Here is a 23,525-nt window from a genome sequence, read left to right on the forward strand (position 1 = left end):
GCAACGCTTTCATTTTTTATTAGCGATGCAAATTTACGAATTTAATATTAAATGGATTTTTAAGACTGTAAAATATTGATTATCAACGGTGAATGGTGAATCGATTTTTGATGTTAATTTTAATCAAAAATCAAGAAAATTTAATAAAATAAATTGGAAAATTATTTCAGTAAAACGGCAATAATTGCTAAAATAGCAGGAAGCGCCTGAACGAAAAATATCTTTTTAGTGGCAGAAATAGCACCATAAATTCCGGCAACGGCAACGCAACCTAAGAAGAATAGGGCAATATTGGTTTGCCATTTCGGATCTTCAATGAAGAGAGACCAGATCAATCCAGCGGACAAAAAGCCATTATAAAGCCCCTGATTGGCTGCCAAACCTTTCGTAGGTTTGAACATTTCTGCGGGTAAAGCCGCTTTAAAAACTTCTTTTCCTTTGGTTTCCCACGCAAACATTTCCATCCAGAGAATATAAAGATGTTCGATGGCTACAACGGCGATAAGAATTTTGGCTACAATTTCCATGATATACTGTTTTGTCATTGTAAAACTAAAAAAATAAAGTTAAGTTTGGTTATACAATTTTCAAAAATAATGGAATCTTTCAAAGCGCATCTGGATAAGTTTATCAGTATTAATGATGAAGAATTTGCATCTGTTATGTCCTTTTTTGAGGTCTTAACGGTGAAAAAAAAACAAAACCTGATGCTTGAAGATGAAGTTTGTCAATTCAAATATTTTGTAATACAAGGCTGTCTGCGAAAATTTTTCATCAATGAAAAGGGGATTGAGCAAACCACTGAATTTGCCATTGAAAACTGGTGGATCTCGGATACTTTTGCATTTGAGAAACAGATAAAATCTACTTTTAATATTCAGGCTGTTGAAAATTCTCAGATTTTAGCAATTGATTATGATGCTCAGGAAAAATTACTGGAAAAGCATCCGTTGATGGAAAAATATTTCAGAATGGTGTATCAAACAGCGTATGCTGCTGCTGAAAAAAGAATCCGTTATCTGTATGAGATGACAAAGGAAGAATATTATATTCATTTCAGCACGTTGTATCCTTGGTTTATTCAAAGAATTCCTCAATATTTGATTGCTTCTTTTTTAGGATTTACTCCGGAATATTTAAGTGAGATCCGAGCGAAATTACGTTCTTAAACCAGTTTAAGATTTTTACGATTTATAATTCAGAACTTTGTCATGTAATTAAAAGCCAGTATCATGACAGACAAAAAGGTTCTATTTCCGCAATTATTTTTAAGACTCGCCATCTCTGTAACGATGCTTTCTGCAGTTGCTGACCGATTCGGGTTTTGGGGCAAAAATTCTGCTTGGGGAAACTGGGAGAATTTTGAAAAATATACAAAACAGTTAACGTTTTTTCTTCCTGAAAGTTTAGGATCCTTTTCAGCGTATGTCGCCACTTTTCTGGAAATTCTAATTCCGTTGATGTTGATTTTAGGTCTTAAAACTAAAATTGCTGCTTACGGCGCCGGATTTTTATTACTGATTTTCGCTTTATCGATGACGATGGCATTAGGAGTGAAAGCGCCCTTGGACTATTCGGTTTGGGTGGGAAGTGCAGGAGCTTTTTTATTGGCAAGTCAGGAGAAATATTCGTTTTCTTTAGATGATAGAAAATAGACTGATAGAAAATAGATCTTAACAAATTAACTAAAAATATAAAATATTATGAGCGCAAGATTCAACATGGCAACAACTCACGCTGCCGCTTACAAAGCAGGAATAGGAATGGAAGCTGCCCTTCAGAACAGTTTTTTAAGCCCTATCCAGAAAGAATTAATTAAAATCAGAGCTTCTCAGATCAATGCATGTGCATTCTGTCTGGATATGCATACAAAAGATGCCATAAAATATGGTGAAACGCCACAAAGAATTTTCCTTCTGAATGCATGGAGAGATGCAAAAGAATTGTTTACAGAAGAAGAGCAGGTGATTTTAATGATTGCTGAGGAAATTACCTTGATCAGCCAAAAAGGATTAACAGAAGAAACGTATCAAAAAGCGAAAGAATTATTCAATGAAAGCCAAATTGCCGATATTATTATGGCTGCTGTTTCCATTAATATGTGGAATAGAATTGCAATTTCTACGCATTTGCCGATTGCAAAATAATTCCTTCTATTTATTTTAAAGTTATTAACTAAAAACGCTTCTCGATTTTGAGAAGCGTTTTTACCTTATTATGATGTCATGGTGATGACCAATTTTAAATCTATTAAAGTTGCTTTAATTCTGTAGTAATAAAATTTAGCTCTTCCTGTGATAAGTCGAAAGACATTGCTTTTGCATTTTCAATTGCTTGCTGAGCGTTTCTTGCCCCTGCTAAAACCACTGTGATGGCTGGTTGCAAGGTGGTCCAACGTAAAACCAATTGAGAAAGAGTAGCACCTTTTTCCTGAGCAATCGGTTCTATTTTTTCTAAGAAATTTTTTACTTTATTTAAATCAAACTGCGAAAAATATTCGTTTCTGTGATCGTCTTCTTTTAGTTTATTGTCTTTAAAATATTTTCCGGTCAACAATCCTCTTTCCATCGGGCTGTACACGATAATTCCGGAATTGTTTTCCAAAGAGTAAGGAACTAAATCATTCTCAATCGCACGGTTCAGCATACTATAAGAAACTTGGTTACTCGCCAATTTCAATGTTTTATTCGCTTCTTCCATTTGTTCAACAGAATAATTGCTCACACCCGCGGTTTTGATTTTTCCTTGTTGAATTAGCAATTCCAAAGCTTCCATCGTTTCACTGATGGACGTTGTAGCATCCGGCCAGTGCAATTGTAAAAGATCGATATAATCTGTTCCCAATCTTTTTAAACTTTCCTCAACTTCCTTAATAATATTCTCTTTGGAAGCGAATTTATAAACAGGAATTTTTTTACCATTTTCCTCTGCATCAAAGAAAAATTCTCCTTTTCCGTTATTGCTTCCGTCCCAAACCAATCCGAATTTAGTCAACAACTGAATTTTTGAACGGTCTTTTCCTTTAATGGCTTCCCCGATCATCTCTTCGCTTAATCCGAAACCGTAAAAAGGTGCAGTATCAATTGAAGTTACGCCATGATCTAAAGAAGCATGGATTGAGTTGATGGAATCTTGTTTTTCATTTCCGCCCCACATATTTCCACCGATGGCAAACGCTCCGTGTGTAATCACTGAAAGTTCAAGATCAGTGTTTCCTAATTTTCTATATTCCATTTTTTTTGTATTAATTTTTGATTTTGCTGAAAAATTTTCATTTTAAAATATTTGAAAAATTTTCAAATAATAATGGGTTAAAAATTTTAACTCTGTTATTTATTCAATTCTTTTAAAATAGCTTCCCCAACACTTTTTGCAGATTGAGGATTTTGACCTGTAATCACTCGCTGATCAACCACTACATGATTCTGCCAAAGTCCTGATTTTTCAAATTTTGCACCTCTTTCTTTTAATTTATCTTCCAAAAGAAAAGGAACAACATTCGTTAATTTTACTTCAGATTCTTCTTCATTCGTAAATGCGTTGATTTTTTTGTCATCAATTAAATATTTACCGTTGTTCAATTTAATATTCACCAAACCGGCGGGACCGTGACAAACTCCGGCAACAATTCCTCCGTTTTCGTAAATTTTTGAAGCAATCGCTGACAATTCTTTGTTATCTGCAAAATCCCACATTGCACCGTGACCTCCTGCATAAAATATGGTAGAGTAGTTGCTGGGATTGACTTCTGAAGGTTTTAAAGAATGATCTATTTTGTTTTTGTATTCTTTATTTTCCCAGAATTCTTTATTGACAGGATCTTTCAGATCAAAGCCGTCAACTGGCGGAGTACCTCCTTTCGGACTTACAAAATCGATTTCATAACCGGCGTTGTGAAGAACTTCCCAAGGATGCGAAACCTCGCCAAGATAATATCCGGTTTCTTCGCCTGTATCACCTTTCTTATCATGGCTTGTCACAACGAATAAGATTTTCTTTTTTACATTTTTAGATTTTTTGGCTTGTGCCTGAACAAATCCGATGGTGAAGATCGCTAATAATAGGAGTGCTAATTTTTTCATGATTTTAGTATGTTTATGTTTAACCGCAAAAGAGTCAAAAGATGTTAATTTGTTTTAAGTATTTCAAAAGCAAACAAAGCATGAACTTAAGTTTTGTAAACTTTTGTAATCTTTTTCAATCAGTTCTTTTGTGTCTTTTGCGGTAAAGATTAAATAATTTCCGTTAAATAAATCTGTGGTTTTTCCTGCAGTTTTTCATCAACCAAAGCTCCGAAAGCCTGAATATAAGATTGCTGATTATGTTGATCCAAACCTTCTTTACTTTTCCATATTTCATAAAAAACAAATTGGTTTTTGTCTTCAATTCCCTGATGAAGCGTGTACAATTCGTTCGCTTCTTCTTTCACGGTTTCTTTTACCATGTTTTGAAGAGTTTCTAAAACTTCAGCTCTATGTTCTTCTTTTGCTTTGATAATAGCAGTCAAATAAATTTTCATTAGACTAATTGTGGTTTTAATTCTTTTTCAAAAATGTTAGTAAGATGTTCTCTATAAAGCTTCATGTCACGTTCAATATTCGCATTTTTCTCTACATCATGAAAGTGAAAACTTTCCATTTTTTCTAAAGAAACAAAGGCATTCATTCTGTGGAAACCAAATAGAGGTCCGTTATCTACACTTGTTTCGTTAAAGAATTCTCCGGGAAGCGTGAAAGCGGTTTCTGGTGCATTCCAGCTTGTGGTTACCATATATTTTCTTCCCCCAAGCATTCCGCCGGTTCCGTAATTAATGGTTGGATTATCAGCTTTTCTGCCGTCACTCATATAAATTCCTTTTGCATGACCGGCTGTGAAAACTTCATCGATATATTTTTTAAAACCATTTGGCAATTGAAACCACCAGATTGGCGTGTGGTAAATGATATAATCTGCCCAAACAAATTTTTGGACTTCTTCATGTTTGTCGTAGTTTTCGCTTACGTTTGTGATTTTCACTTCTACATTTTCGAAGCTTTTCAAAACTTCCAATGTATTTTCTGCAATTGTCTGATTATATTTTCCTCCGGAATGTCCGAAATTTTGTCCACCGTTGATGATTAATACTTTTTTCATTGTTGTATGATTGTTTAAATTTTATGATGCAAAGTTAGAACGATGTGTTGTATAATAAAAATAATATGAATTATACTTAAGTATTATAAAAATGATAGTTTAAGTCGAAAATTTAATTAGTTGATAAAGTCAACTAAATTACTATATTTGCTATATGAAAAATACAATCTCACAAATTAGAAATTTTAACAGATTCTATACTTCACATATAGGAATGTTGAAGAGTAACTTCTTAGATAGCCCTTATTCATTGGCAGAAGTAAGACTTTTATATGAAATTGGTGAACAGGGGAGTACAACATCTCAGCATCTTACAGAGCTTTTAAGTTTGGATAAAGGTTATGTGAGTCGTGTTTTAAAAACGTTTTTAAGGGATGAAATTATCGAAAAGATACAGTCAGAAGAAGATAAAAGAGCTTTTATTATTAAATTAACGGAGAACGGAAATAATGTATTAAAAATCCTACAATCAAAATCTGATCAGCAGATTGAAAAGATTATCGAAAATCTACATTCTGACGAAAAAGAATTGCTGGTAAATTCTATGCAAAGTATCAAAACTTTATTGGTAACTGATTATAACAAAGCTGATCTCGCTAAAAATGTTGAATTTCGGGAAGGTCTGAAACCTGGTGATATCGGTTATCTTATTCATGTACATGGAAAACTCTACACTCAGGAATCCGGATACGACATGAGTTTTGAAAAATATGTCATCAAAACATTTTCAGAATTTCTGGAGAATTATTCGGCTGAAAACGATAAGATTTGGCTTGCAGAATACAATCAGCAGATCGTAGGCTGTGTTGCAATTTTAGAACGTTCGGATGAAGAAGCGCAGTTGAGATGGTTTCTTACACTTCCCATGTTTAGAGGAACCGGAATTGGGAAAAAACTATTAAACACAGCGCTGGAATATTGTAAAGACAAAAAATATAAAAATCTTTATTTGTTAACAACAAGTGTTCAGGAAAAAGCCATCAGTATGTATGAAAAAGTAGGTTTTGTAAAAACAGAATCTGTGGAATCTCTACAATGGGGGCAGGTTTTGATTGAAGAACGATATGATTTGAAATTATCATAAGAACGATATTATTTAATTTAAATGCTAAAAATCATACTTAATTTCTGAATGAATAATTTTCCGTCTCGTACATTTGTTTGACAAAATTGAAGGATAAATGATACAGATTGCGGTTTTTAGCGATGTACACGGAAATCTTCCCGCTTTAGAAGTCGTGTTGAATGATATTGAAAAAAGAGGAATACAACAGAAATATTGTTTGGGCGATTTGGTGGATTTTGCGCCTTGGGGAAATGAAGCGATTGAAAAAATAAAGAGTTTAAATATAGCTTGTATCATGGGAAATCATGACGAAAGAATAGCGTTTGATATTCCTGTTATCCCTTTAAGTAAGCATTCTCCGGAAGAAACCGAGGCTCGATTTCTGGCCATTGATCATTCTAAAAAATACATTACTAAAGAAAACAAAGTATTTTTATCCCAATTACCTTTTCATTTAAAATTAAACTATAAAGTTGGTAAAAAGCATTGGAATATCCAGTTGGTACATTCCAGTCTGGAAAGCAATGATACCTATTTATATGAAAATGAATCGGATGAGGTTTTTCAAAATATGTTGAACGAATCTCAATCGGATGTGATTGTGATGGGGCATACACACATGTCTTTTACAAAATATTTTGATGAAAAATGGGCAATTAACGGAGGTTCTGTCGGACGGTCGAGAGAAGAAAACCGTTTGGCTTCTTATGTAGTTCTGACTTTGGATGAAGAAAAAATCACTCCTGAAGTTATTCAGTTAAATTATCCACTCGAAGAAGTTGCCCTTGAAATCGAGAAAAGTGAAATCCCGAATTATTATGCTGCATTTTTAAGAAACGAAAGTGTATCAGTAATCTGATTATTTCGTAACTTTATATCAGAAATATAATGATTGAGTTTTGAGTTTGTTTCGCAGTGAAAAGTCAATTTTCTGACACAAAATTCACCAGTAAAACGAATTGACAATTCACCATTGACAAATTTAGCATCATGGTAAATCTTGAATGGTACAGAACTTTTAAAGCAATTTATAAAACCGGAACGTTAACCGGAGCGGCAGATTCTCTATTTATTTCGCAGCCGGGAGTGAGCTTGCATTTAAGCTCTCTGGAAGCGTATGTCGGGTATAAATTATTCGACAGAACCGGAAGAAAAATGATTCCGACGGAAAGAGGAAAAGTGTTGTTTAACGCAATTTCAGAGCCGTTGACTAAATTGGAAGATGTTGAAAAAAACTTCCAGAAATCAACGGAAAAACATACGCCTACCATCAGTGTGGGAATGTGTTTTGAAACTTTTCAGACGACTTTAGAGCAATATGTTTCGACCTTACCTTTTAATTTGATTATCAGCTTTGGAGAATATCCCGAAATGTTGGATCAACTGGATAAAGGGATTTTAGATTTAATTATTACACCCAAAAAAGGGACTTCTCCTAACATTTTACACGAACCATTTTCCTCAGAGCAAATTATTTTAGTCGGCGGGAAAAATGTCGATATCGAAAGTTTTAATGAAGTGGTTGCAACAAAAGGTATAGAGCACGTTGAAGAATGGCTGAAACAGGAAAAATGGTACGGAACAACAGGAGATATGGAACATCTTTTCCAGTTCTGGATCCTTAATTTTGGACATAAACCAAACTTCCGTCCGAACTATATTGTTCCGAATTTAAATTCAATCATTCGTTGTCTGAAAGGAGGAACAGGATTAGCTGTTGTTCCAGACTTTTTATGCAAAAATGAAATTGAAAGCGGTGATGTGAAATTAATTTGGGAAGGTGAGAAAAAGTTAGAAAATACCTTGTATTTCGGATGCAGAAAAAAAACAAATTATGCCGCAGAAATTGATCATATCAAAGGTTTATTCCGAAAAATGATGAGTAAGGAAAATTTAGAAATTATTCAATCATGAGAAATATTCTTTAAACTGAAAGATTGATTTTTTGTGAATTTAATTTGGGTGATGTACAGAATTTTTATGATCTTAATTCCAATCGGAATGTTATTAGATTTACGGGAAATTCGGCGTTTGAAAATGTTGAAGAAGCGCGTGATTTTTTATTGAATTATAAAGATTATGATGAAAATGGTTTTGGAAGATGGGCAGTGATCTAAAAACTTGGCGGACAATTTTTAGGGTGGTGTGGTTTAAAGTATAACAAAGATACAGATGAAGCAGACATTAGTTTTCGATTTTTTGAAGAATATTGGAAGAAAGGATTTGCCAATGAAAGTGCACAAGCTTGTCTTGATTATGGTTTTCAGGACGGAAAGCCCCTGAATAGCATTTACAAACTCATATGAATAATCGGGTAATCTTTTCCGGAACCATCTTTTTCTGATCTTGAGGTTGGTTTAAAGCCCATCTTTTCATAAAATCGGATGGCCTGCGGGTTTTGTTCATTTACATCGACTTTTGTGAAATTGATTTTTTCTTTCATAAATTGATATAATTCTGTACCCAATCCTTTTCCATGCCAATTATGATGAATGAAAAGCATTTCCAGATTTCCTTCTGCAACGGAGGCAAAACCTTTGGCTATCCCGTTTTCCGTAATAATATATACGTCAAGATTCGGAAGGTAATCCTTCGGAATCACCTCTTTGTAGTAGTGAAAGTCGTCTTCCGCGAGAAAATGATGGGTTGCTTTCACTGCAGATTCCCAGATTTCCATTATTTTTGAATAATCTTCTGCGGCAGCAAGTCGTATCGTATTCATTACAGTGGTATTTCTGCAAAAATAAGCTATAAAAAACGACAGTACAATGAAAGGATGGCAAAATTTGATGCTCAGTGCACCCTCTCCATTCTGATCTTTAATCAACGCAGGGCGCACATCAATATGAATCTGAGAGATTTTAGTGAAGTTGTCGATGGAAATGGCATAATATCAAATGAATACGTTAAAAAAAACATTACCTTGACATTCATCAGATTAAAATAATAACATGAATTCTTGTGTATTATAAAAATGGTATTTTTGTCTATTATGATTTACGCTGAATATGCTGTTACAAAAACCCGTTGAAAAAATTCCTGTTCAGGAAATTTACGTTCGTGAGAAAATAAAGCTTTTCATTAAAAGAGAGGATTTAATCCATCCTCAGATTTCAGGAAATAAATATTGGAAACTTTTTTTTAATATCAATAATTATTTAGCTGAAAAACCTGAAAAACCTTATGTTATAACCTTTGGTGGGGCATTTTCAAATCATATCTCTGCGGTTTCCGCCTTAGGAAGTTTAGCCAAAATTCCAACACTCGGAATCATAAGAGGCGAAGAGCTGAGAAGTAAATGGCGGGATAACCCGACTTTGCTTTTTGCCAAGAGAAACGGAATGAATCTGCAGTTTGTTACCCGTGAAGAATATCGTCACAAGGAAAAATTAACTGAATTTTTACGGAATGAATTTCCTGAAGCATTGATTGTTCCTGAGGGGGGAACGAATGAAGAGGCAGTGTGTGGAGTTAAAATGATGCTGAATGAAGAAACAAAAGATTTTGATTATCTTTGTACCGCCGTCGGAACGGGAGGTACCATTGCCGGAATCTCAAGGTTTTGTGAAGAAAATCAGAAGGTTATAGGATTTAAGGCTGTTGACGACCATTCTCTCGAACATACCATAGCAAGGTTAACTTCAAAGGAGAATTATAGTCTGGTAGACTCAGCGTATGGCGGTTATGGTAAAATAAAAGATGAAAATATATTTTTTATCAATGATTTTAAAGAGCGATACGGAATTCCACTGGAGCCGGTTTATACAGGAAAGATGATGCAGAAGGTTTTTGAACTTATCGACGAGGGATACTTTCCTGAGAACAGCAAGATATTATGCTTTCATACAGGAGGTCTGCAGGGTATTGAAGGTGCAAATTTGCTTTTGGACAAACAAAATAGAAATTTAATTATATAAGTGAAAATGGAGAAGCATGAAACACACGGTGTTCCATTTTTCATTTTAAAAAAATAAAAATTATAAGATGAAAAGACTTTTCATATTCGTAAGCCTTTTAGTTTTATCAAAATTCTCGGCTCAAACCTGGGCAACTGAAGATCAATATATTCAGAAGTTTGCAAAATATGCGGTAGAAGAGATGGAAAAATATAAAATTCCTGCCTCTATCACTCTTGCACAGGGACTTTTGGAAACAGGTGGCGGGCAGAGCCGTCTGGCTCAGGTAGGTAAAAATCATTTCGGAATTAAATGTAAGGAAGATTGGACCGGAAAGACCATGAAACATACTGACGATGCTCCTAACGAGTGCTTCCGTGTGTATGAAGATCCAAGACAGTCGTACGAAGACCATTCCATATTTCTGGCCACAAGAAAATACTATACTGGACTTTTTAATCTTGATATGAAAGATTACAGAGCTTGGGCACATGGTCTCAAAAAAGCAGGTTATGCTACCAACCCTCGCTATGCTTCTATTTTGATTGGAAAAATTGAACGATATAAATTATACGAATTCGATAATACCAATTCTAAAGAAGTTCTGTATGCGGTTTTGAAAATGTATCCGAATTTGAAAGATGACCGAAGTTTCATGGCTCAGCTGGAACCTGAAAAATATACTAAAAAAGCAAAAGATCCTGTGACAGTGGAGGTTCCTTATAAACAGACGTCTTATGCTCAGCAACAGAAAAGAGTGGAAAGAATTAAAACGAAAGCAGAAATTCTTAATTCTATCTTAATTAAAAGCCATCCCAATGATGGTTTAAAATATATTGTGGTACCTGAAGATACCGATATCCAGTTTATTGCCCGTAAATTTAAAGTAAGCGAAAGCAGACTGATGAAATGGAATGAATTGGAAAGTGATGTCGTAAAGAAAAATGATATTTTATTCCTAGAATCTAAAAATTCTACGGGAAATACGGCGACTTATAAAGCAGAATATGGTGAAGATATGCACGATATTGCTCAGAAGTTCGGTGTTAAACTCAATAAACTATACGCCAAAAACAGGATGAACGAAGGTGAAAAACCTTCGGCAGGACAACTGATCTATTTAATTGACAAAAAACCTAGAAATTAATTTTTGTTAAAGGTTGATAGTTGTTGGCTGATTGTGACTGACAACTATCAGCTGTTAATCAACAACTACATATGAAGTATCAAAGAAGTTCGGCTTTATTCGATGAAGCTTATCAATACATTCCCGGCGGAGTAAATTCACCGGTTCGTGCATTCAAGTCAGTAGGAGGAGTGCCGGTTTTTATGAAATCTGCAAAGGGGGCTTATCTTACCGATGCTGATGATAATACCTATATTGATTATATTAATTCCTGGGGACCGGCCATTTTGGGTCATACGCATCCCGAAGTGCTGGAAGAGTTAAAAATTCAGGCAGAGAAGGGGTTTTCTTTTGGAGCTCCGACAGAGCTGGAGACAGAAATCGCGAAATTTATTGTTGAGAATGTTCCGAATATAGACCAGATAAGAATGGTTTCTTCAGGGACGGAAGCTTGTATGAGCGCAATAAGACTTGCCAGAGGTTTTACAGGAAGAGACAAGTTTATTAAATTCGAAGGTTGTTATCATGGCCATTCAGATTCTTTTTTAATTAAAGCGGGAAGTGGCGCGGCAACGTTTGGAAATCCAAATTCTCCGGGAGTAACGGCTGGAACAGCGAAAGATACTTTATTGGCAAGATACAATGATTTTGAACAGGTTGAAGATTTGTTCAGACATAATCAGGGTGAAATTGCGGCGGTTATTATTGAGCCGGTTGCGGGAAATATGGGTTGTGTACTTCCTGAAAATGAATTCCTTCAGAAATTAAGAAAAATCTGTGATGAAAACGGAACCTTGCTGATCTTTGATGAGGTAATGACCGGTTTCAGATTAGCTTTCGGTGGAGCTCAGGAACTGTATAATGTAAAAGCAGATTTAGTGACTTACGGTAAAGTAATCGGAGGCGGGCTGCCTGTAGGAGCTTTTGCAGGAAGAAACGAAATTATGGATCACTTAGCGCCAAAAGGAGGTGTTTATCAAGCGGGAACATTGAGTGGAAATCCTTTAGCCATGAGAGCGGGATTAAAAACCTTACAACTGATTAAAAATGATCCTGAATTTTTCAATCGATTGGCAAAAACAACAGAAACGTTGGATTTTGAAATAGGTAAAATTTTAAATCAAAAGGGAATTGCCCATAAAATCAACAGAAAGGGATCAATGATGTCGGTATTTTTCCACATCAACAGGGTTTCTAATTTTGATGAAGCTCAGGAAGCAAATCATTCACTATTCAATAATTTCTTCCATCAGATGCTTACCAATGGGATCTATCTTCCACCAAGCGGATATGAAACGTATTTCATCAGTGATGCCATTAAAGATAAAGAAATTGACATGACCTTAGAAGCGGTAAGAAAATTTGATTTTTCTTAAAATGCTTAAAAATATTAATTTAAAAGGATGGGGTTTTTACTTCATTCTTTTTTTTATACATAAATTGCACAACTTTTTTCAGAAATATCTACTAATGATCTATAAAAATTTGTGAATTCGAGGCAGAAATTTTAAATTTAATAATAGCGTTGCCAGGCTGAGCCTGGCAAAACCGTAAAAAAATGTCATTAGTGAAAGGTATTCATGAAATTAGTGTTTAGATAAAATATACAGACAATATAATAATCCATACACCTAGCCTAAGCCCTAATCTTTCTACATTTGCTTTAAATAATTTGGAAATGAAGACTTCAGGCAATATATCACGAAAAGATTTTATTAAAAATTCGGCATTAGCGATGGCTGGTCTTACGTTGAGTTCAAGTATGATGGGGGCAACCTCGATTTTTAACAATACCAATTTTTTAGCGAAAGATAAATTAGCCTTGAAAAATGTTCGTTTGGAGACGGGGTTTGAGTATGAAGAAGACGAGGTGATTGCCACGAAAACCAATTTGTTTTATATTGAAATTGAAAACGGAAAGATCAGCAAAATTTCTCCCAATCAACCTAACGCAAAAGCGATTGATGCCAAAGGATTTTTGATGCTTCCGGCATTCAGGGATATGCATATTCATCTGGATAAAACCTTTTATGGCGACAAATGGCAGGCCGTAAGAAAAAGAACGGGCGGAGTGAAAGGAATGATTGCTCTGGAGCAGAAAATAATGCCTGATTTGCTTAAAAATTCTACTTTCAAGGCCGAGAAAATGATTGAATTGCTACAGTCTAAAGGAACCTCTTTTGCGAGGAGCCATGTTAATATAGAGCCGACTTCAAAATTACAGTCCTTAATAAATTTACAGAAGGCTTTAGATCATAAAAAGAAAACTTTCGGAGCTGAGTTAGTTGCTTTTCCGCAGCATGGCGTTTTTTATACGGACTCTGTTCCCTATCTGAAAGAGGCAGCGAAAATGGATATAGATTTTATAGGTGGAGTAGATCCTTTTACCATTGACGGAGCCATAGAAAAAACTATTGATTTTACTGTTCAGCTGGCGCTGGATCATCAAAAGGGAATCGATATCCATTTGCATGAGTCCGGCGAATCAGGGTTAAAAACAGTAGAGTACTTAATTCAAAAGGTAAATGAAAATCCTCTTCTAAAAGGGAAAACCTATATAAGCCATTGTTTTGTTTTAGGAAAATTAGATAAAGAAAAACAGGAGGCAATGGCTGAAAAGTTAGGAAATGCAGAGATAGGTATCATTTCCACAATCCCTTTTGGGAGTCTGGTGATGCCTATTCCTACCTTATACAAGCATAATGTAAAGGTTTTCACAGGCAATGACAGTATTGTCGATCACTGGAATACTCTCGGAACCGGAAGTGTCCTTCAAAAGGCCAATCTCATGGCTCAGCTTTACGGGCAGACAACCGAATTTTTGCTTTCAAGAAGTCTGAGGCTGGCTACCGCCAATATTTTACCCTTAGATGATAAAGGAAATCAACATTGGCCTAAACCCGGAGACAGCGCTGATCTTGCCTTTTTAAATGCAGGTTGCTCTGCCGAGGCTGTCTCTAGAATTTCTAATGTAGAGTCTTTGATTCATAAAGGAAATGTTGTGTTTTAATTGATCCCGGCTCTTAAAGTTAAGGATTATACTACCCTTTGGAAGCCGGAATGCGTGTATTCGTAAATTCCGGAAAAAAATATACTGCCGGAAGAAATGTTCTATAGGATTCGGATAAAGGCTCTAAAATATAGAATACGTCGGATTTAAAGAATTTGCTGCATTTGGGAGTCCTTCTTATACTCAAAATAGGCTGGGGAAATAATTTAATTGTAAATAATTTTACTTATTTTGGGGGAAATTCAACACAATGAGTCATCAGCCTGATTATTTTCCCATCTTAGGAATCCATGAATTTGCGGAGCAACAAGCGCAAGGATGTGATCTTTTATTTAATGAGCTCAGTGGTGCAAGATCCATTGATGAGCCCCATAAACACGATTTTTTTATTATTAATCTTTTTGAAAGAGGAATAGGAAATCATAGCATTGACTTTATTGAATATCCCATCACTGATCACCAGGTTCATCTTGTTTTTCCGGATCAGGTCCATCAGTGGATTATTGAAAAGGAGACCGTGGCTTACCAGCTGATGATCAGCAGGGACTGGTTCGAAAGTTTTCTTCCTGCCCTGAGGTTTTCCTCATCATATTATGTTCATCATCCGGCTTTTACAGTTTCAGAGGAAATTTTTAGGTTGCTGCGTCATGAATTTCAGGCTATCAAAAAAGAACTGAATGCTGAGAATATTTTTTGGGAGCTGATAAAAAAAAGGAGTGAACTGATTGGTTTATTGGTCAGTAAATCGGTGGAGTTTGCTTTTAAGGATTTCGAAGTCTATCAATCCAATCCTATTATTTCTAAATTCCTGAACTTAATCGATGAGCAGTTCAAAACGCAGCGCTCTGTTTCCTTTTATGCGGGTCAGTTAAATATTTCTGCAAATTATCTGAATATCGTTTGTAAGAAAAACCTTAATGCATCGGCCTCTTCTTTAATTCAGAACCGGATATTGCTGGAAGCTAAACGGTTGCTGAAAGTCTCTGAAATGTCTGTAAAAGACATTGTGTATGATCTCGGATTTTATGATCATGCCAGTTTTTCGAAGTTTTTTAAAATGCAGACCGGGATGACACCTTCTAAATTCAAAGAATAATCTATACAGAACAAGACATAAATTATACCCTTTGGTGAGAAGCAGGTGATTGTAATTTTGTATTCCTAAACTATCGAAATGAAATTACCATCTCAAGCTATTGCAAAAAGCCCAATTTTGCTTAAAAATGTTCGTTTGGAAACGGGTTTTGAATATGATGATCAGGATGTTATTTATACGGATACAGCTCTTTTCTGTGTTGAAATACAAGCCGGAAAGATAAAATCTGTAAGCTCCAACAATCCTGATGCAAAGGCAGTGGATGCCAGGGGGCTTTTAATGCTTCCCGCATTTAAAGATATGCATATTCATTTGGATAAAACATTGTACGGTCTTCCCTGGCAGGCACTTTCCCCGAAAAGAAAAACGGTTAAGGATATGATTGCTTATGAACAGAAAATTATTCCGGAATTGCTGAAAACTTCGGTGAAAAGGGCAGAAGAGTTAATTGATCTTATTCAAAGTTACGGAACAAATTATGTAAGAACGCATTTTAATATTGATCCGACTTCAGGGCTGAAATCTCTTGAAAATTTAGAAAAAGCTTTAGAAAATAAAAAAGATTCTTTTAAAGCTGAATTAGTGGCTTTTCCGCAACACGGAGTTTATTATACAGATTCTGCACCTTTAATGAAAGAAGCAGCACAGTTAAAAAGTGTTGGTTTTATCGGAGGTTTAGATCCTTTGAGTATTGACGGAAGCATTGAAAAGGTAATGGATTTTACCGTTCAGCTGGCGTTGGATCATCATAAAGGAATTGATATTCATTTGCATGAAGCAGGAGAATCGGGAATTAAAACGATTCAGTATCTGATTGATAAAGCGAATGAAAATCCTCAGCTTCAAGGGAAAACTTTTGTAAGCCATGCGTTTGCCTTGGCTCATATAAGCAAGAAAGAAGCGGAGGGAATTTCAGAAAAATTGGCTGCGGCAAAAGTGGGAATTGCTTCATCTGTTCCGTTCCGAGGAAAAGTAATGCCGATTCCTACCATGAAAAAGTATGGTGTAAATGTGTTGATTGGAAATGATAATGTTCAGGATTACTGGAGCACATTTGGCTCCGGAAATATGTTACAGAAGGCGAATTTAATAGCTGAATTATACGGATATATCACAGAATTTGATCTGTCGAGAGCATTGCAGTTTGCTACTCAGGATATTCTCCCGCTAAGTAATAAAGGAGAACAGGAATGGCCAAAGCCGGGTGATTGGGCAAATGCTGTTTTGGTAAATGCAAGTTGTTCCGCCGAAGCGGTTTCCAGAATATCCCATGTTGAAGCATTGATGAATGAAGGAAATCTTTTCTGGAAAAATTAATATGTAGTTATTTTTTAATACTTGTTTTTATAGATGAAAATCCCTCGAAATATACTTTCGAGGGATTTTCTTAATTTGATATGAAGAAACTAATTACTAATTATTGTAATCCAGCTAAAAGATTTACTCCATCTACAGTAGCCCATGCTCCCGGTGTAAGAGAAACTTTTGTAACTGTATTTGTGTTTACGAATGGTTTAGGATTTACCTGTGTATATGCATATCCCCAAAAATTAGGGTTATCAGAATTTAAATAAGTTGCAGGAGAAACTACAATTTTCCCAGTAGCAACCTGGCTTGTTTCTGTAGCTGTATCCTGGATAAGTACTGAATATGCCTTCTGAGTGCCGATGTTTTTATAGCCACTCATGTAAACATTTGAGAAAATACCTGTTCCGTGTTTTTTGAACTGAATAGCAGAAATTTCTGGAGAGTTTGCAGACTCCGGATTTGTATTCGCATCTCTGATTAAAGTGATATTCGAAATCTTTGGGGCAACATTGTCTGCATTTCCAGATGCTTCGATTTCCATTCCGAAGTTTCCGATACCTGTTTGGAAAGCGTACCAGTTGGTATTGTTTTGTCCGCTCCAAGCATCCTGCCAGTCAAAAGAATCATCATAATTACCATAAGAAACAATATTTTTAGCACTTACAGTTCCCCCGAAGAATTCAAATCCGTCATCAGTACCTTTATAAGTTACTAAGTTTTCCAAAGTTGTTCCGGCACCTACAGCATAAAAAGTCATAGAGTTTGTTTCAGAAGTTCCGTCACCGATTTTTCTACCTGCATATTCTACACGTACAAACTTCATTGTTCCAGAGTTATCGTTTGCATCAGTTCCTCCGTAATAAACGTTGTTACCGTCTTCAGAAAGAGCCTGAGCATTTCCGTTTACAGCTTTAATAGGAGCGTTTCCGTACAATGTAATTCCTCCCCAGTCACCCGGTGTTTTAGTAGATGTTGTAAATACAATTGGTTCAGATGCTGTACCAACCGCATTAATATTTCCATCCTGAAGAATTACCAATCCACTTGTTTTTGTAGTAACAACGTTGAATGTTGCACCAGCCTCTATAGTGATCGTTGCATTATTACTTACTTTTACAACTCCATCTAGTGTATAATTTCCTTTTTTAATTAAAAGGTCTTTTGTAATTGTTCCTGATAATGTACCGCTTCCACTCAATACGCTTTCCGTAGTTCCTGGAGTAGTAACTGTTGTACCTTCTCCTAATCCATCATTTACTTCAATAGTACATGAGTTTAAGACTAATGTTAACACAGCAGTTAACGATAATAATGATAATACTCTTCTTTTCATTTTATACTTATTTTATTCTTTATTAAATTTTTTAGAAAGTATAACCTACCGTAAGGTTAAAGTTTACTCCTCTGTAATAATCTGTAAGGGTGTTAATTCCATTTGTGTTTAATGGTGAGTAGCTTTTGTCTCCAACTTGTACTCTGTATTTATTATCCAAAATATTCTGAACGGCAAACTTGAAATTCCAGTTTTTTGTTAACTGATTTTGGTAAACAAGGTCTAGCTGGTGGAAAGGCTTTTCATAATAATTATCTGTACCATTTCCTCCGGTTGCATAGATTTTACTTCCTGAAACGTTATATACTAGAGAGATTGTTTGAGAAAGATTGTTTTTATTCTTATACTCATACTTCAAATCTCCGTTGATTGTGTAAGGAGCCGCACCCTGAAGCCCTCTCTTATGCAGATCATCTCTATTGGTAATCCAGTAAGGCTGTTCTGTTTTATATTGTTGCTCGCTTCTCTCTACATTTGAGTGCATGAAAGTTGCATTAGCTCCAAAAGTGAAATTTCTAAGAGATTCTGTTATTCTTTCAAGATTTAAAATACCTTCAAGCTCTACTCCTAAGATTTCTGCTCTTTCCGCATTATAGAAAGTAATAGTTGTTCCGGTAGCATTGGCAGAAGGTGCCAAAGAACGCTCGATAGGATTATTAATTCTTTTTGCAAATACGTTTACTGCAAACATTTCTTTGTTTGTAGGGAAGTATTCCCATTTCAAATCTAAGTTGTAGTTATCACTTGATTTGATGAATTGGTTACCAATGATGGATACGTTATCCGGGCTGATGTACTCAATTGGCATCGTTTCAATCAAGATCGGTCTTGTTACAGTTTTGCTAAAAGAGAATCTTAAGTTATTCTTTGAATTAAGTGATTTTTTAACCGATAATGAAGGAAGAAACAGGTCTCTAGTTTTATCAAGGTTTGTTTTTTCCGGCGCACTTGGAGTAGCGTAATAGCGAATTAACGTCATATCTTTTTCGTAACGCGCTCCCAATAAAACATCCCAAGTTTCATCCGGTTTATAATTAATATTTACATATCCACCGTTAATGATTTGATAAATGCTTGAATAGAACTGAGAGACATCCGAACCTTCTCTATAGTGTAGGTAACCATTCGAAATAGATTTATTAAATACCGGATCAGGATTGTCGATATCAATTACTACATCAGTATTTGCAATACTGTTAGGATATCCGAAAACGTATCTGTAGGAGTTTTTTCTAAAATCTGTAAATCCGTTATATCCAAGTGAAATTTGTAAAGGATATTCTTTTTTATCTCCTTTTTCGCCTAAAGAAAGCTGGTATTCTGCAAATGCAGATCCGTAGAATCTTGAATCAACATCTAAATATTGACGAATCAGGTTGTTAGATCCGTATCTTAAAGACAATTGCCCGTCAGGAAGACGTTCTCCTGTATTAAGGTTGATTTGGTTACCATCAAATATTTTTCTGTCTGGCTGGCTATAGTTATTAATTACATAGCTAATTCCTGCTTTTACATTGTTTCTCTCATTAATTTTTTGAGAAGCAGTAAGTTGTAGATCTAAAAATCTTGAAATATCTAATTGGTTTGTTCTAAAGAAACCATCATTTATATTCTGAACTCTTTGATCTTTATATCCGTAATTATCTTCAATGATGTTTGATGCACTCTGAAGATAAAAGGCATTAAAATTAATATTGGTACCTCTGTTTTTATATCCTAAACCTAGCAATGTAGAAGATTCAGTTTCGTAGATATATTGTTTTCTTGTTAAGAAGTTATTGAAGATAATATCAGTTTCTCCCTGAGATCTGAATTGGTTATTAGCTCCTTCTTTATAAGAAAATTTTGATCCTTGATTTAATGAGAATAATACACTGAAAATACCAGATTCACCTGCTTTTAATTTTTGAGCAGTAGTAAAACCAATACTTGTATTAGGCATAGATTTAATACTGTTGACTTTCCAAGAATCTTTAAATGAGTTTAAAGACTCCTCTCTTGTAAAATTATAAGTACTTGGTCTTGAGTTTCTGATTTCACTAGGCAATCTTCTGTCTCCAGAATTTAATCCTAAATATCCGTCAAAACCACTTGCACTTTCAGATCTTTTAAAATTATCTCTGAATGTGCTTAAAGTATTTACTCCAACACTGAATTCTACCTTAGTAAAAGGTTTATCTATCGTCAGCGTTTCAATATCGAAAGTAGCACCTGCAAAATCTCCGTAAAGATTAGAGTTAAATGTTTTGTAAATATTTAATTTACCTACAACATCTGTTGGGAATTGCTTTAAAGCAATAATTTTTTGGAAAGGGTTATTAGATGGAGAACCAAGGCCGTTGATTAATAAATAATTATATCTTTCTTCCAAACCTCTCACGAAAAGCCCTCTTCCCTCTACGGTAGTGATTCCCGTTACTTTAGTAAGACCTTGCTCAACGTTTGAGATTCCTTTTCTGGAAATTTCCTCTGCACTTACAGCCTGTTTCTGAATAATGGCTTTCTTTTGTTCTCCTAGTACAGCAGTCTCTGTTTTCTTGCTTGTACTTCCTTGAATAACTACGCCTTCAATTCTTTTTTCTTTTTTTATCGTATCCTGTTTAGTGTCTTGAGCATAAAACACAGATCCTGATAAAAATAAAACTGCAATGCTCAGTCTATTTATTTTCATTATTTACTTACTTTATTACTAGATTCTTTCGGTGCAAAGGAATAAAAGTTATACGGGGAAAATGGTTTAGTAAATTTTAATTTTTTTTTAACTAAACATTAAGAAAAGAGTATTTTTGTTAACTTTATGTGAACGATAATCCTTTTGTTAAACTGTCATTAAAATATTATTAACTTTGAATCGTAAAAATTAGAAATGAACCAAAAGAAAATCCTCTTAATAGACGATGAACTGGATATTTTAGAGATTCTGTCTTACAACTTAGAAAAAGAAGGCTACGATATTTATACGGCCACCAACGGTAACGAAGGTATCGATAAAGCCAAAGAAATTGTCCCGGATCTTATTTTATTGGACGTCATGATGCCTGAAAAAGATGGTATCGAAACATGCCAGGAACTTCGCAAGATCAAAGAACTTCAGAAAACTCTGATTGTTTTCCTTTCTGCAAGAAGTGAAGAATTCTCACAATTGGCAGGTTTCCAGGCAGGAGCCAATGACTATATTGTAAAGCTGATCAAACCGAAAATCCTTATTTCTAAAGTTAATGCTTTATTACAATTAACTTCTCAGGTTTCTGATAATGCTAAATTAATAGAAATCGGTGATTTAGTGATCGATAAGGATAACTTCAGAGTATCGAAAGCGGGACAGCAGTTTTTACTTCCTAAAAAAGAATTCGATCTGCTGTATCTTTTAGCTTCCAACACCGAAAAAGTTTTTAAAAGAGAAGAAATTCTTGAAAAAGTCTGGGGGAACGATGTTATTGTGGGCGAAAGAACCATAGACGTTCATATCAGAAGATTAAGAGAAAAGCTTGGTATCAATACCATTCAGACATTAAAGGGAATTGGGTATAAACTTATTGTTTAATACTCAGTTTCTTAATTTTATAACAAACCATTAAAAAACTTTGTAAAATTGAAATTTTACAGACTCACCCTCGTCGCCTCTTGTCTTCTGACATTGGTGATGTTTCTTTTAGTTATCATTTTTGATTCACTAAAAGATATCTATTACAGTACCCCGTTCTTCAAAATAGGCTTGTTTATATGCCTTCTTGTGATTTTCGTCATCAATTACGTTGTTCTGGAATTATTGTTTAATTATTACGGTAAAAAACAGGTTCGCGGTCTTTCGCAGCTTTTACCACAGGAAATCGTAAACGATAATCACGAAAATATTACTATTAAAGAATTGGGAGAACGATTTTCCGATCTTAATCAGCAAAAAGTCACAGAAATTGACATGATGAAGGAAATGGAAAGCTACCGTAAAGAGTATATCGGAAACGTTTCTCACGAGCTTAAAACTCCTCTTTTTTCTATTCAGGGATATGTTGAAACACTGCGTGATGGCGGAGTCGATAACCTCACCATTCGAGACAAATATCTGGAAAGAATTGATAAATCTGTGGAAAGACTGATTGCCATTGTTACCGATTTAGATATGATCAACAGACTGGAAGCAGGTGAAATTAATCTTACGGTCTCCAGATTTGACGTTAATCTTTTAATTAAAGAAATTTTTGATCTTCTTGATCTGGAAGCGGAGAAGCATAATGCAACGCTGCAGATTCAGACCCTGCAGCCGCAAATTTTTGTTGATGCTGATAAGCAAAAGGTTTCCCAGGTATTTATCAATTTAATTTCAAATGCCATTCATTATGCCAACCGTCAGGAAGCTAAAGTAGTGGTAAAAACGAGCGTTCTGAAAAATAAAGTGTTAATAGAAGTCATAGACAACGGAATGGGAATAAAATCAGAAAGTTTACCCAGAATCTTCGAAAGATTTTATCGGGTTGAAACCAGCCGAAGTCGAAGAGAAGGTGGTTCAGGACTGGGGCTAGCAATCGTAAAACATATCCTGGAAGCCCATAACGAAAACATTAACGTGGAGAGCGTTTATCTCGAAGGTACCAAGTTTAGTTTTATGCTTGAAAAAAGTAAATAATTTTTGCAAAATGTAAGAAAAAAAAATATTTTAAAAAATCCATAAATATTTTTTTGTCACCTATCATTTATTTTATATTTGCAAGAGAGATTTATCATAATAACAAAGGCAAAAAAGTAATTTAAAAACTGATATGGTTTACAAAATCCGCGTAATATTAGATGCGAAAGAAGATATTTTCCGTGATATCGAAGTTAAAGGAAAACAGACGCTGTGGAACTTACATTTAGGTGTTAAAAGTGCATTCAGCTTGCAGGGAGACGAGCTTTCTACTTTTAACTTACTGGAAGAGGATGGAACAATAGTTAAAAGTGTTCCGTTAGAAGATATGAGTGATGACGGTGATGGAGAGATTATGTCTGATGTTTATATTGATGAGGCTTTTGAGAAAGCAGGAGATAAAGCTCAGTTCCAGTACGGACTGCTTGACCTTTGGGAATTTTTCTGTGAACTGGTGGAGGTTATTGATGAAACAAAAGGCGTTAATTATCCTATTACCGTATACAGATTCGGAAATGTGCCTTTAAAAGCGCCAAGCAAAAGCGGTAATGCGGGAGGATCTAAAAAGAAATCGACTCCTTTAATGGATGATGATTTTGGATTTGATGACTTTGCAGGAGGTAACAATTTTGCAGATGAAGATGATGACAACTTCGATGACGACGATGACGATGACTACAACGATGATGCTTTCGATGATGACGATGACAACGATGATGAAAGATAATTGCAAAAGCATTTAAAATATTCCGGCCCTGAATTTCAATTCGGGGCTTTTTTGTGCTTTAAAACAAATGGGTTGAAACATCTTTTTTTGGAGCTGTTTCCAGCTTTCGCTACTCGCTTTTTTTCTTTCAGTTTCGGCAGCTTGCAGAGACAGCTGCCGAAACTGAAAGAAAAAAGAGCTCAAACATGCCGCTCAATCTGGGCTAG

The 23,525-nt window shown here is 35.1% G+C and carries 24 protein-coding genes and 1 pseudogene; 17 read left to right on the forward strand and 8 right to left on the reverse strand.

All coding sequences use genetic code 11. The features are described from left to right. Window positions 1-161 precede the first annotated feature (161 nt). Window positions 162-527: a DUF1304 domain-containing protein gene (locus tag VUJ46_RS20535; RefSeq protein WP_326982535.1), complete on the reverse strand. Its 366-nt coding sequence runs from the start codon at window positions 525-527 to the stop codon at window positions 162-164. A 69-nt stretch (window positions 528-596) separates the two neighbouring features. On the opposite strand from VUJ46_RS20535, the gene VUJ46_RS20540 reads away from it, so the two are divergent. The 3 genes from VUJ46_RS20540 to VUJ46_RS20550 all read left to right on the forward strand — a co-directional run bounded on the left by VUJ46_RS20540 (window position 597) and on the right by VUJ46_RS20550 (window position 2,147). Further along, window positions 597-1,169 carry a Crp/Fnr family transcriptional regulator gene (locus tag VUJ46_RS20540; RefSeq protein WP_326982536.1) on the forward strand — a complete coding sequence of 191 codons (573 nt, stop codon included), beginning with the start codon at window positions 597-599 and terminating at the stop codon, window positions 1,167-1,169. A gap of 63 nt (window positions 1,170-1,232) precedes the next feature. After that, window positions 1,233-1,655, forward strand: a complete 423-nt coding sequence (locus tag VUJ46_RS20545; protein ID WP_326982537.1) for a DoxX family protein — start codon at window positions 1,233-1,235, stop codon at window positions 1,653-1,655. A gap of 48 nt (window positions 1,656-1,703) precedes the next feature. Further along, window positions 1,704-2,147, forward strand: coding sequence for a carboxymuconolactone decarboxylase family protein (locus tag VUJ46_RS20550; protein ID WP_326982538.1), 444 nt, complete (start codon window positions 1,704-1,706; stop codon window positions 2,145-2,147). Between the two features lie 103 nt (window positions 2,148-2,250). Here the strand turns inward: VUJ46_RS20550 and VUJ46_RS20555 are convergent, their stop codons facing one another. The 4 genes from VUJ46_RS20555 to VUJ46_RS20570 all read right to left on the reverse strand — a co-directional run bounded on the left by VUJ46_RS20555 (window position 2,251) and on the right by VUJ46_RS20570 (window position 5,133). Beyond that, a complete protein-coding gene (locus VUJ46_RS20555) occupies window positions 2,251-3,234 on the reverse strand; it encodes an aldo/keto reductase (RefSeq protein ID WP_326982539.1) in 984 nt (327 codons plus the stop codon). A 95-nt stretch (window positions 3,235-3,329) separates the two neighbouring features. Then, window positions 3,330-4,082 carry a type 1 glutamine amidotransferase domain-containing protein gene (locus tag VUJ46_RS20560; protein WP_326982540.1) on the reverse strand — a complete coding sequence of 251 codons (753 nt, stop codon included), beginning with the start codon at window positions 4,080-4,082 and terminating at the stop codon, window positions 3,330-3,332. A 149-nt stretch (window positions 4,083-4,231) separates the two neighbouring features. Next, on the reverse strand, window positions 4,232-4,519 hold the full coding sequence (locus VUJ46_RS20565) for a putative quinol monooxygenase (protein ID WP_326982541.1): 288 nt from the start codon (window positions 4,517-4,519) through the stop codon (window positions 4,232-4,234). Then, a complete protein-coding gene (locus VUJ46_RS20570) occupies window positions 4,519-5,133 on the reverse strand; it encodes an NAD(P)H-dependent oxidoreductase (protein WP_326982542.1) in 615 nt (204 codons plus the stop codon). Before VUJ46_RS20570 ends, VUJ46_RS20565 begins: the two co-directional genes overlap by 1 nt. A gap of 154 nt (window positions 5,134-5,287) precedes the next feature. Here VUJ46_RS20570 and VUJ46_RS20575 point away from each other — a divergent pair, with 154 nt between their 5' ends. The 5 genes and pseudogenes from VUJ46_RS20575 to VUJ46_RS23020 form a co-directional block, all read left to right on the forward strand. After that, entirely contained in the window at window positions 5,288-6,217 is a 930-nt protein-coding gene (locus tag VUJ46_RS20575) for a bifunctional helix-turn-helix transcriptional regulator/GNAT family N-acetyltransferase (RefSeq protein WP_326982543.1), read from the forward strand. Window positions 6,218-6,314: 97 nt separating this feature from the next. After that, window positions 6,315-7,058, forward strand: coding sequence for a metallophosphoesterase family protein (locus VUJ46_RS20580; protein WP_326982544.1), 744 nt, complete (start codon window positions 6,315-6,317; stop codon window positions 7,056-7,058). Between the two features lie 131 nt (window positions 7,059-7,189). After that, the gene (locus VUJ46_RS20585) at window positions 7,190-8,113 is read left to right on the forward strand and encodes a LysR family transcriptional regulator (protein WP_326982545.1); all 924 of its coding nucleotides are present in this window, start codon (window positions 7,190-7,192) and stop codon (window positions 8,111-8,113) included. 23 nt (window positions 8,114-8,136) lie between these two features. Continuing rightward, complete coding sequence (locus VUJ46_RS20590) at window positions 8,137-8,316, forward strand: hypothetical protein (RefSeq protein WP_326982546.1); 180 nt, start codon at window positions 8,137-8,139, stop codon at window positions 8,314-8,316. Window positions 8,317-8,340: 24 nt separating this feature from the next. After that, window positions 8,341-8,505: pseudogene (locus tag VUJ46_RS23020) on the forward strand (GNAT family N-acetyltransferase); the annotation flags it as partial. Here VUJ46_RS23020 and VUJ46_RS20595 read toward each other — a convergent pair. Beyond that, on the reverse strand, window positions 8,490-8,921 hold the full coding sequence (locus tag VUJ46_RS20595; protein WP_326982547.1) for a GNAT family N-acetyltransferase: 432 nt from the start codon (window positions 8,919-8,921) through the stop codon (window positions 8,490-8,492). The pseudogene VUJ46_RS23020 and the gene VUJ46_RS20595 overlap by 16 nt on opposite strands. Window positions 8,922-9,207: 286 nt before the next feature. On the opposite strand from VUJ46_RS20595, the gene VUJ46_RS20600 reads away from it, so the two are divergent. The 6 genes from VUJ46_RS20600 (at window position 9,208) to VUJ46_RS20625 (ending at window position 16,644) form a co-directional block, all read left to right on the forward strand. Beyond that, window positions 9,208-10,116, forward strand: a complete 909-nt coding sequence (locus tag VUJ46_RS20600; RefSeq protein WP_326982548.1) for a 1-aminocyclopropane-1-carboxylate deaminase/D-cysteine desulfhydrase — start codon at window positions 9,208-9,210, stop codon at window positions 10,114-10,116. Between the two features lie 67 nt (window positions 10,117-10,183). Next, window positions 10,184-11,242 carry a glucosaminidase domain-containing protein gene (locus VUJ46_RS20605; protein ID WP_326982549.1) on the forward strand — a complete coding sequence of 353 codons (1,059 nt, stop codon included), beginning with the start codon at window positions 10,184-10,186 and terminating at the stop codon, window positions 11,240-11,242. A gap of 71 nt (window positions 11,243-11,313) precedes the next feature. Further along, window positions 11,314-12,597: a glutamate-1-semialdehyde 2,1-aminomutase gene (gene hemL, locus VUJ46_RS20610; RefSeq protein ID WP_326982550.1), complete on the forward strand. Its 1,284-nt coding sequence runs from the start codon at window positions 11,314-11,316 to the stop codon at window positions 12,595-12,597. A gap of 386 nt (window positions 12,598-12,983) precedes the next feature. Then, window positions 12,984-14,231, forward strand: a complete 1,248-nt coding sequence (locus tag VUJ46_RS20615) for an amidohydrolase (protein ID WP_442784960.1) — start codon at window positions 12,984-12,986, stop codon at window positions 14,229-14,231. A 250-nt stretch (window positions 14,232-14,481) separates the two neighbouring features. After that, entirely contained in the window at window positions 14,482-15,327 is an 846-nt protein-coding gene (locus VUJ46_RS20620) for a helix-turn-helix domain-containing protein (protein ID WP_326982552.1), read from the forward strand. A 78-nt stretch (window positions 15,328-15,405) separates the two neighbouring features. Then, window positions 15,406-16,644 (forward strand): amidohydrolase, encoded by a 1,239-nt coding sequence (locus VUJ46_RS20625; protein WP_326982553.1) that lies wholly within the window; start codon window positions 15,406-15,408, stop codon window positions 16,642-16,644. 100 nt (window positions 16,645-16,744) lie between these two features. On the opposite strand, the gene VUJ46_RS20630 is transcribed toward VUJ46_RS20625, so the two are convergent. Next, complete coding sequence (locus VUJ46_RS20630; protein ID WP_326982554.1) at window positions 16,745-17,968, reverse strand: hypothetical protein; 1,224 nt, start codon at window positions 17,966-17,968, stop codon at window positions 16,745-16,747. Window positions 17,969-17,999: 31 nt separating this feature from the next. Next, window positions 18,000-20,639: a TonB-dependent receptor plug domain-containing protein gene (locus VUJ46_RS20635; protein WP_326982555.1), complete on the reverse strand. Its 2,640-nt coding sequence runs from the start codon at window positions 20,637-20,639 to the stop codon at window positions 18,000-18,002. 195 nt (window positions 20,640-20,834) lie between these two features. Here VUJ46_RS20635 and VUJ46_RS20640 point away from each other — a divergent pair, with 195 nt between their 5' ends. From VUJ46_RS20640 to VUJ46_RS20650, 3 genes are all read left to right on the forward strand, one after another. After that, entirely contained in the window at window positions 20,835-21,512 is a 678-nt protein-coding gene (locus VUJ46_RS20640; protein ID WP_047397759.1) for a response regulator transcription factor, read from the forward strand. A gap of 48 nt (window positions 21,513-21,560) precedes the next feature. Further along, window positions 21,561-22,592, forward strand: coding sequence for a sensor histidine kinase (locus VUJ46_RS20645; RefSeq protein ID WP_326982556.1), 1,032 nt, complete (start codon window positions 21,561-21,563; stop codon window positions 22,590-22,592). A gap of 133 nt (window positions 22,593-22,725) precedes the next feature. After that, window positions 22,726-23,319: an IS1096 element passenger TnpR family protein gene (locus VUJ46_RS20650; RefSeq protein ID WP_326982557.1), complete on the forward strand. Its 594-nt coding sequence runs from the start codon at window positions 22,726-22,728 to the stop codon at window positions 23,317-23,319. Window positions 23,320-23,525: the final 206 nt, after the last annotated feature.

The sequence above is a fragment of the Chryseobacterium sp. MYb264 genome, from assembly GCF_035974275.1.
Lineage (GTDB): Bacteria > Bacteroidota > Bacteroidia > Flavobacteriales > Weeksellaceae > Chryseobacterium.

What these genes read in the sequence shown, in the direction of transcription:
- VUJ46_RS20535 (WP_326982535.1), bottom strand. Translation starts at nt 527, where the DNA reads ATGGAAATTGTAGCCAAAATTCTTATCGCCGTTGTAGCCATCGAACAT.
- VUJ46_RS20540 (WP_326982536.1), top strand. Translation starts at nt 597, where the DNA reads ATGGAATCTTTCAAAGCGCATCTGGATAAGTTTATCAGTATTAATGAT.
- VUJ46_RS20545 (WP_326982537.1), top strand. Translation starts at nt 1,233, where the DNA reads ATGACAGACAAAAAGGTTCTATTTCCGCAATTATTTTTAAGACTCGCC.
- VUJ46_RS20550 (WP_326982538.1), top strand. Translation starts at nt 1,704, where the DNA reads ATGAGCGCAAGATTCAACATGGCAACAACTCACGCTGCCGCTTACAAA.
- VUJ46_RS20555 (WP_326982539.1), bottom strand. Translation starts at nt 3,234, where the DNA reads ATGGAATATAGAAAATTAGGAAACACTGATCTTGAACTTTCAGTGATT.
- VUJ46_RS20560 (WP_326982540.1), bottom strand. Translation starts at nt 4,082, where the DNA reads ATGAAAAAATTAGCACTCCTATTATTAGCGATCTTCACCATCGGATTT.
- VUJ46_RS20565 (WP_326982541.1), bottom strand. Translation starts at nt 4,519, where the DNA reads ATGAAAATTTATTTGACTGCTATTATCAAAGCAAAAGAAGAACATAGA.
- VUJ46_RS20570 (WP_326982542.1), bottom strand. Translation starts at nt 5,133, where the DNA reads ATGAAAAAAGTATTAATCATCAACGGTGGACAAAATTTCGGACATTCC.
- VUJ46_RS20575 (WP_326982543.1), top strand. Translation starts at nt 5,288, where the DNA reads ATGAAAAATACAATCTCACAAATTAGAAATTTTAACAGATTCTATACT.
- VUJ46_RS20580 (WP_326982544.1), top strand. Translation starts at nt 6,315, where the DNA reads ATGATACAGATTGCGGTTTTTAGCGATGTACACGGAAATCTTCCCGCT.
- VUJ46_RS20585 (WP_326982545.1), top strand. Translation starts at nt 7,190, where the DNA reads ATGGTAAATCTTGAATGGTACAGAACTTTTAAAGCAATTTATAAAACC.
- VUJ46_RS20595 (WP_326982547.1), bottom strand. Translation starts at nt 8,921, where the DNA reads ATGAATACGATACGACTTGCTGCCGCAGAAGATTATTCAAAAATAATG.
- VUJ46_RS20600 (WP_326982548.1), top strand. Translation starts at nt 9,208, where the DNA reads ATGCTGTTACAAAAACCCGTTGAAAAAATTCCTGTTCAGGAAATTTAC.
- VUJ46_RS20605 (WP_326982549.1), top strand. Translation starts at nt 10,184, where the DNA reads ATGAAAAGACTTTTCATATTCGTAAGCCTTTTAGTTTTATCAAAATTC.
- hemL (WP_326982550.1), top strand. Translation starts at nt 11,314, where the DNA reads ATGAAGTATCAAAGAAGTTCGGCTTTATTCGATGAAGCTTATCAATAC.
- VUJ46_RS20615 (WP_442784960.1), top strand. Translation starts at nt 12,984, where the DNA reads ATGATGGGGGCAACCTCGATTTTTAACAATACCAATTTTTTAGCGAAA.
- VUJ46_RS20620 (WP_326982552.1), top strand. Translation starts at nt 14,482, where the DNA reads ATGAGTCATCAGCCTGATTATTTTCCCATCTTAGGAATCCATGAATTT.
- VUJ46_RS20625 (WP_326982553.1), top strand. Translation starts at nt 15,406, where the DNA reads ATGAAATTACCATCTCAAGCTATTGCAAAAAGCCCAATTTTGCTTAAA.
- VUJ46_RS20630 (WP_326982554.1), bottom strand. Translation starts at nt 17,968, where the DNA reads ATGAAAAGAAGAGTATTATCATTATTATCGTTAACTGCTGTGTTAACA.
- VUJ46_RS20635 (WP_326982555.1), bottom strand. Translation starts at nt 20,639, where the DNA reads ATGAAAATAAATAGACTGAGCATTGCAGTTTTATTTTTATCAGGATCT.
- VUJ46_RS20640 (WP_047397759.1), top strand. Translation starts at nt 20,835, where the DNA reads ATGAACCAAAAGAAAATCCTCTTAATAGACGATGAACTGGATATTTTA.
- VUJ46_RS20650 (WP_326982557.1), top strand. Translation starts at nt 22,726, where the DNA reads ATGGTTTACAAAATCCGCGTAATATTAGATGCGAAAGAAGATATTTTC.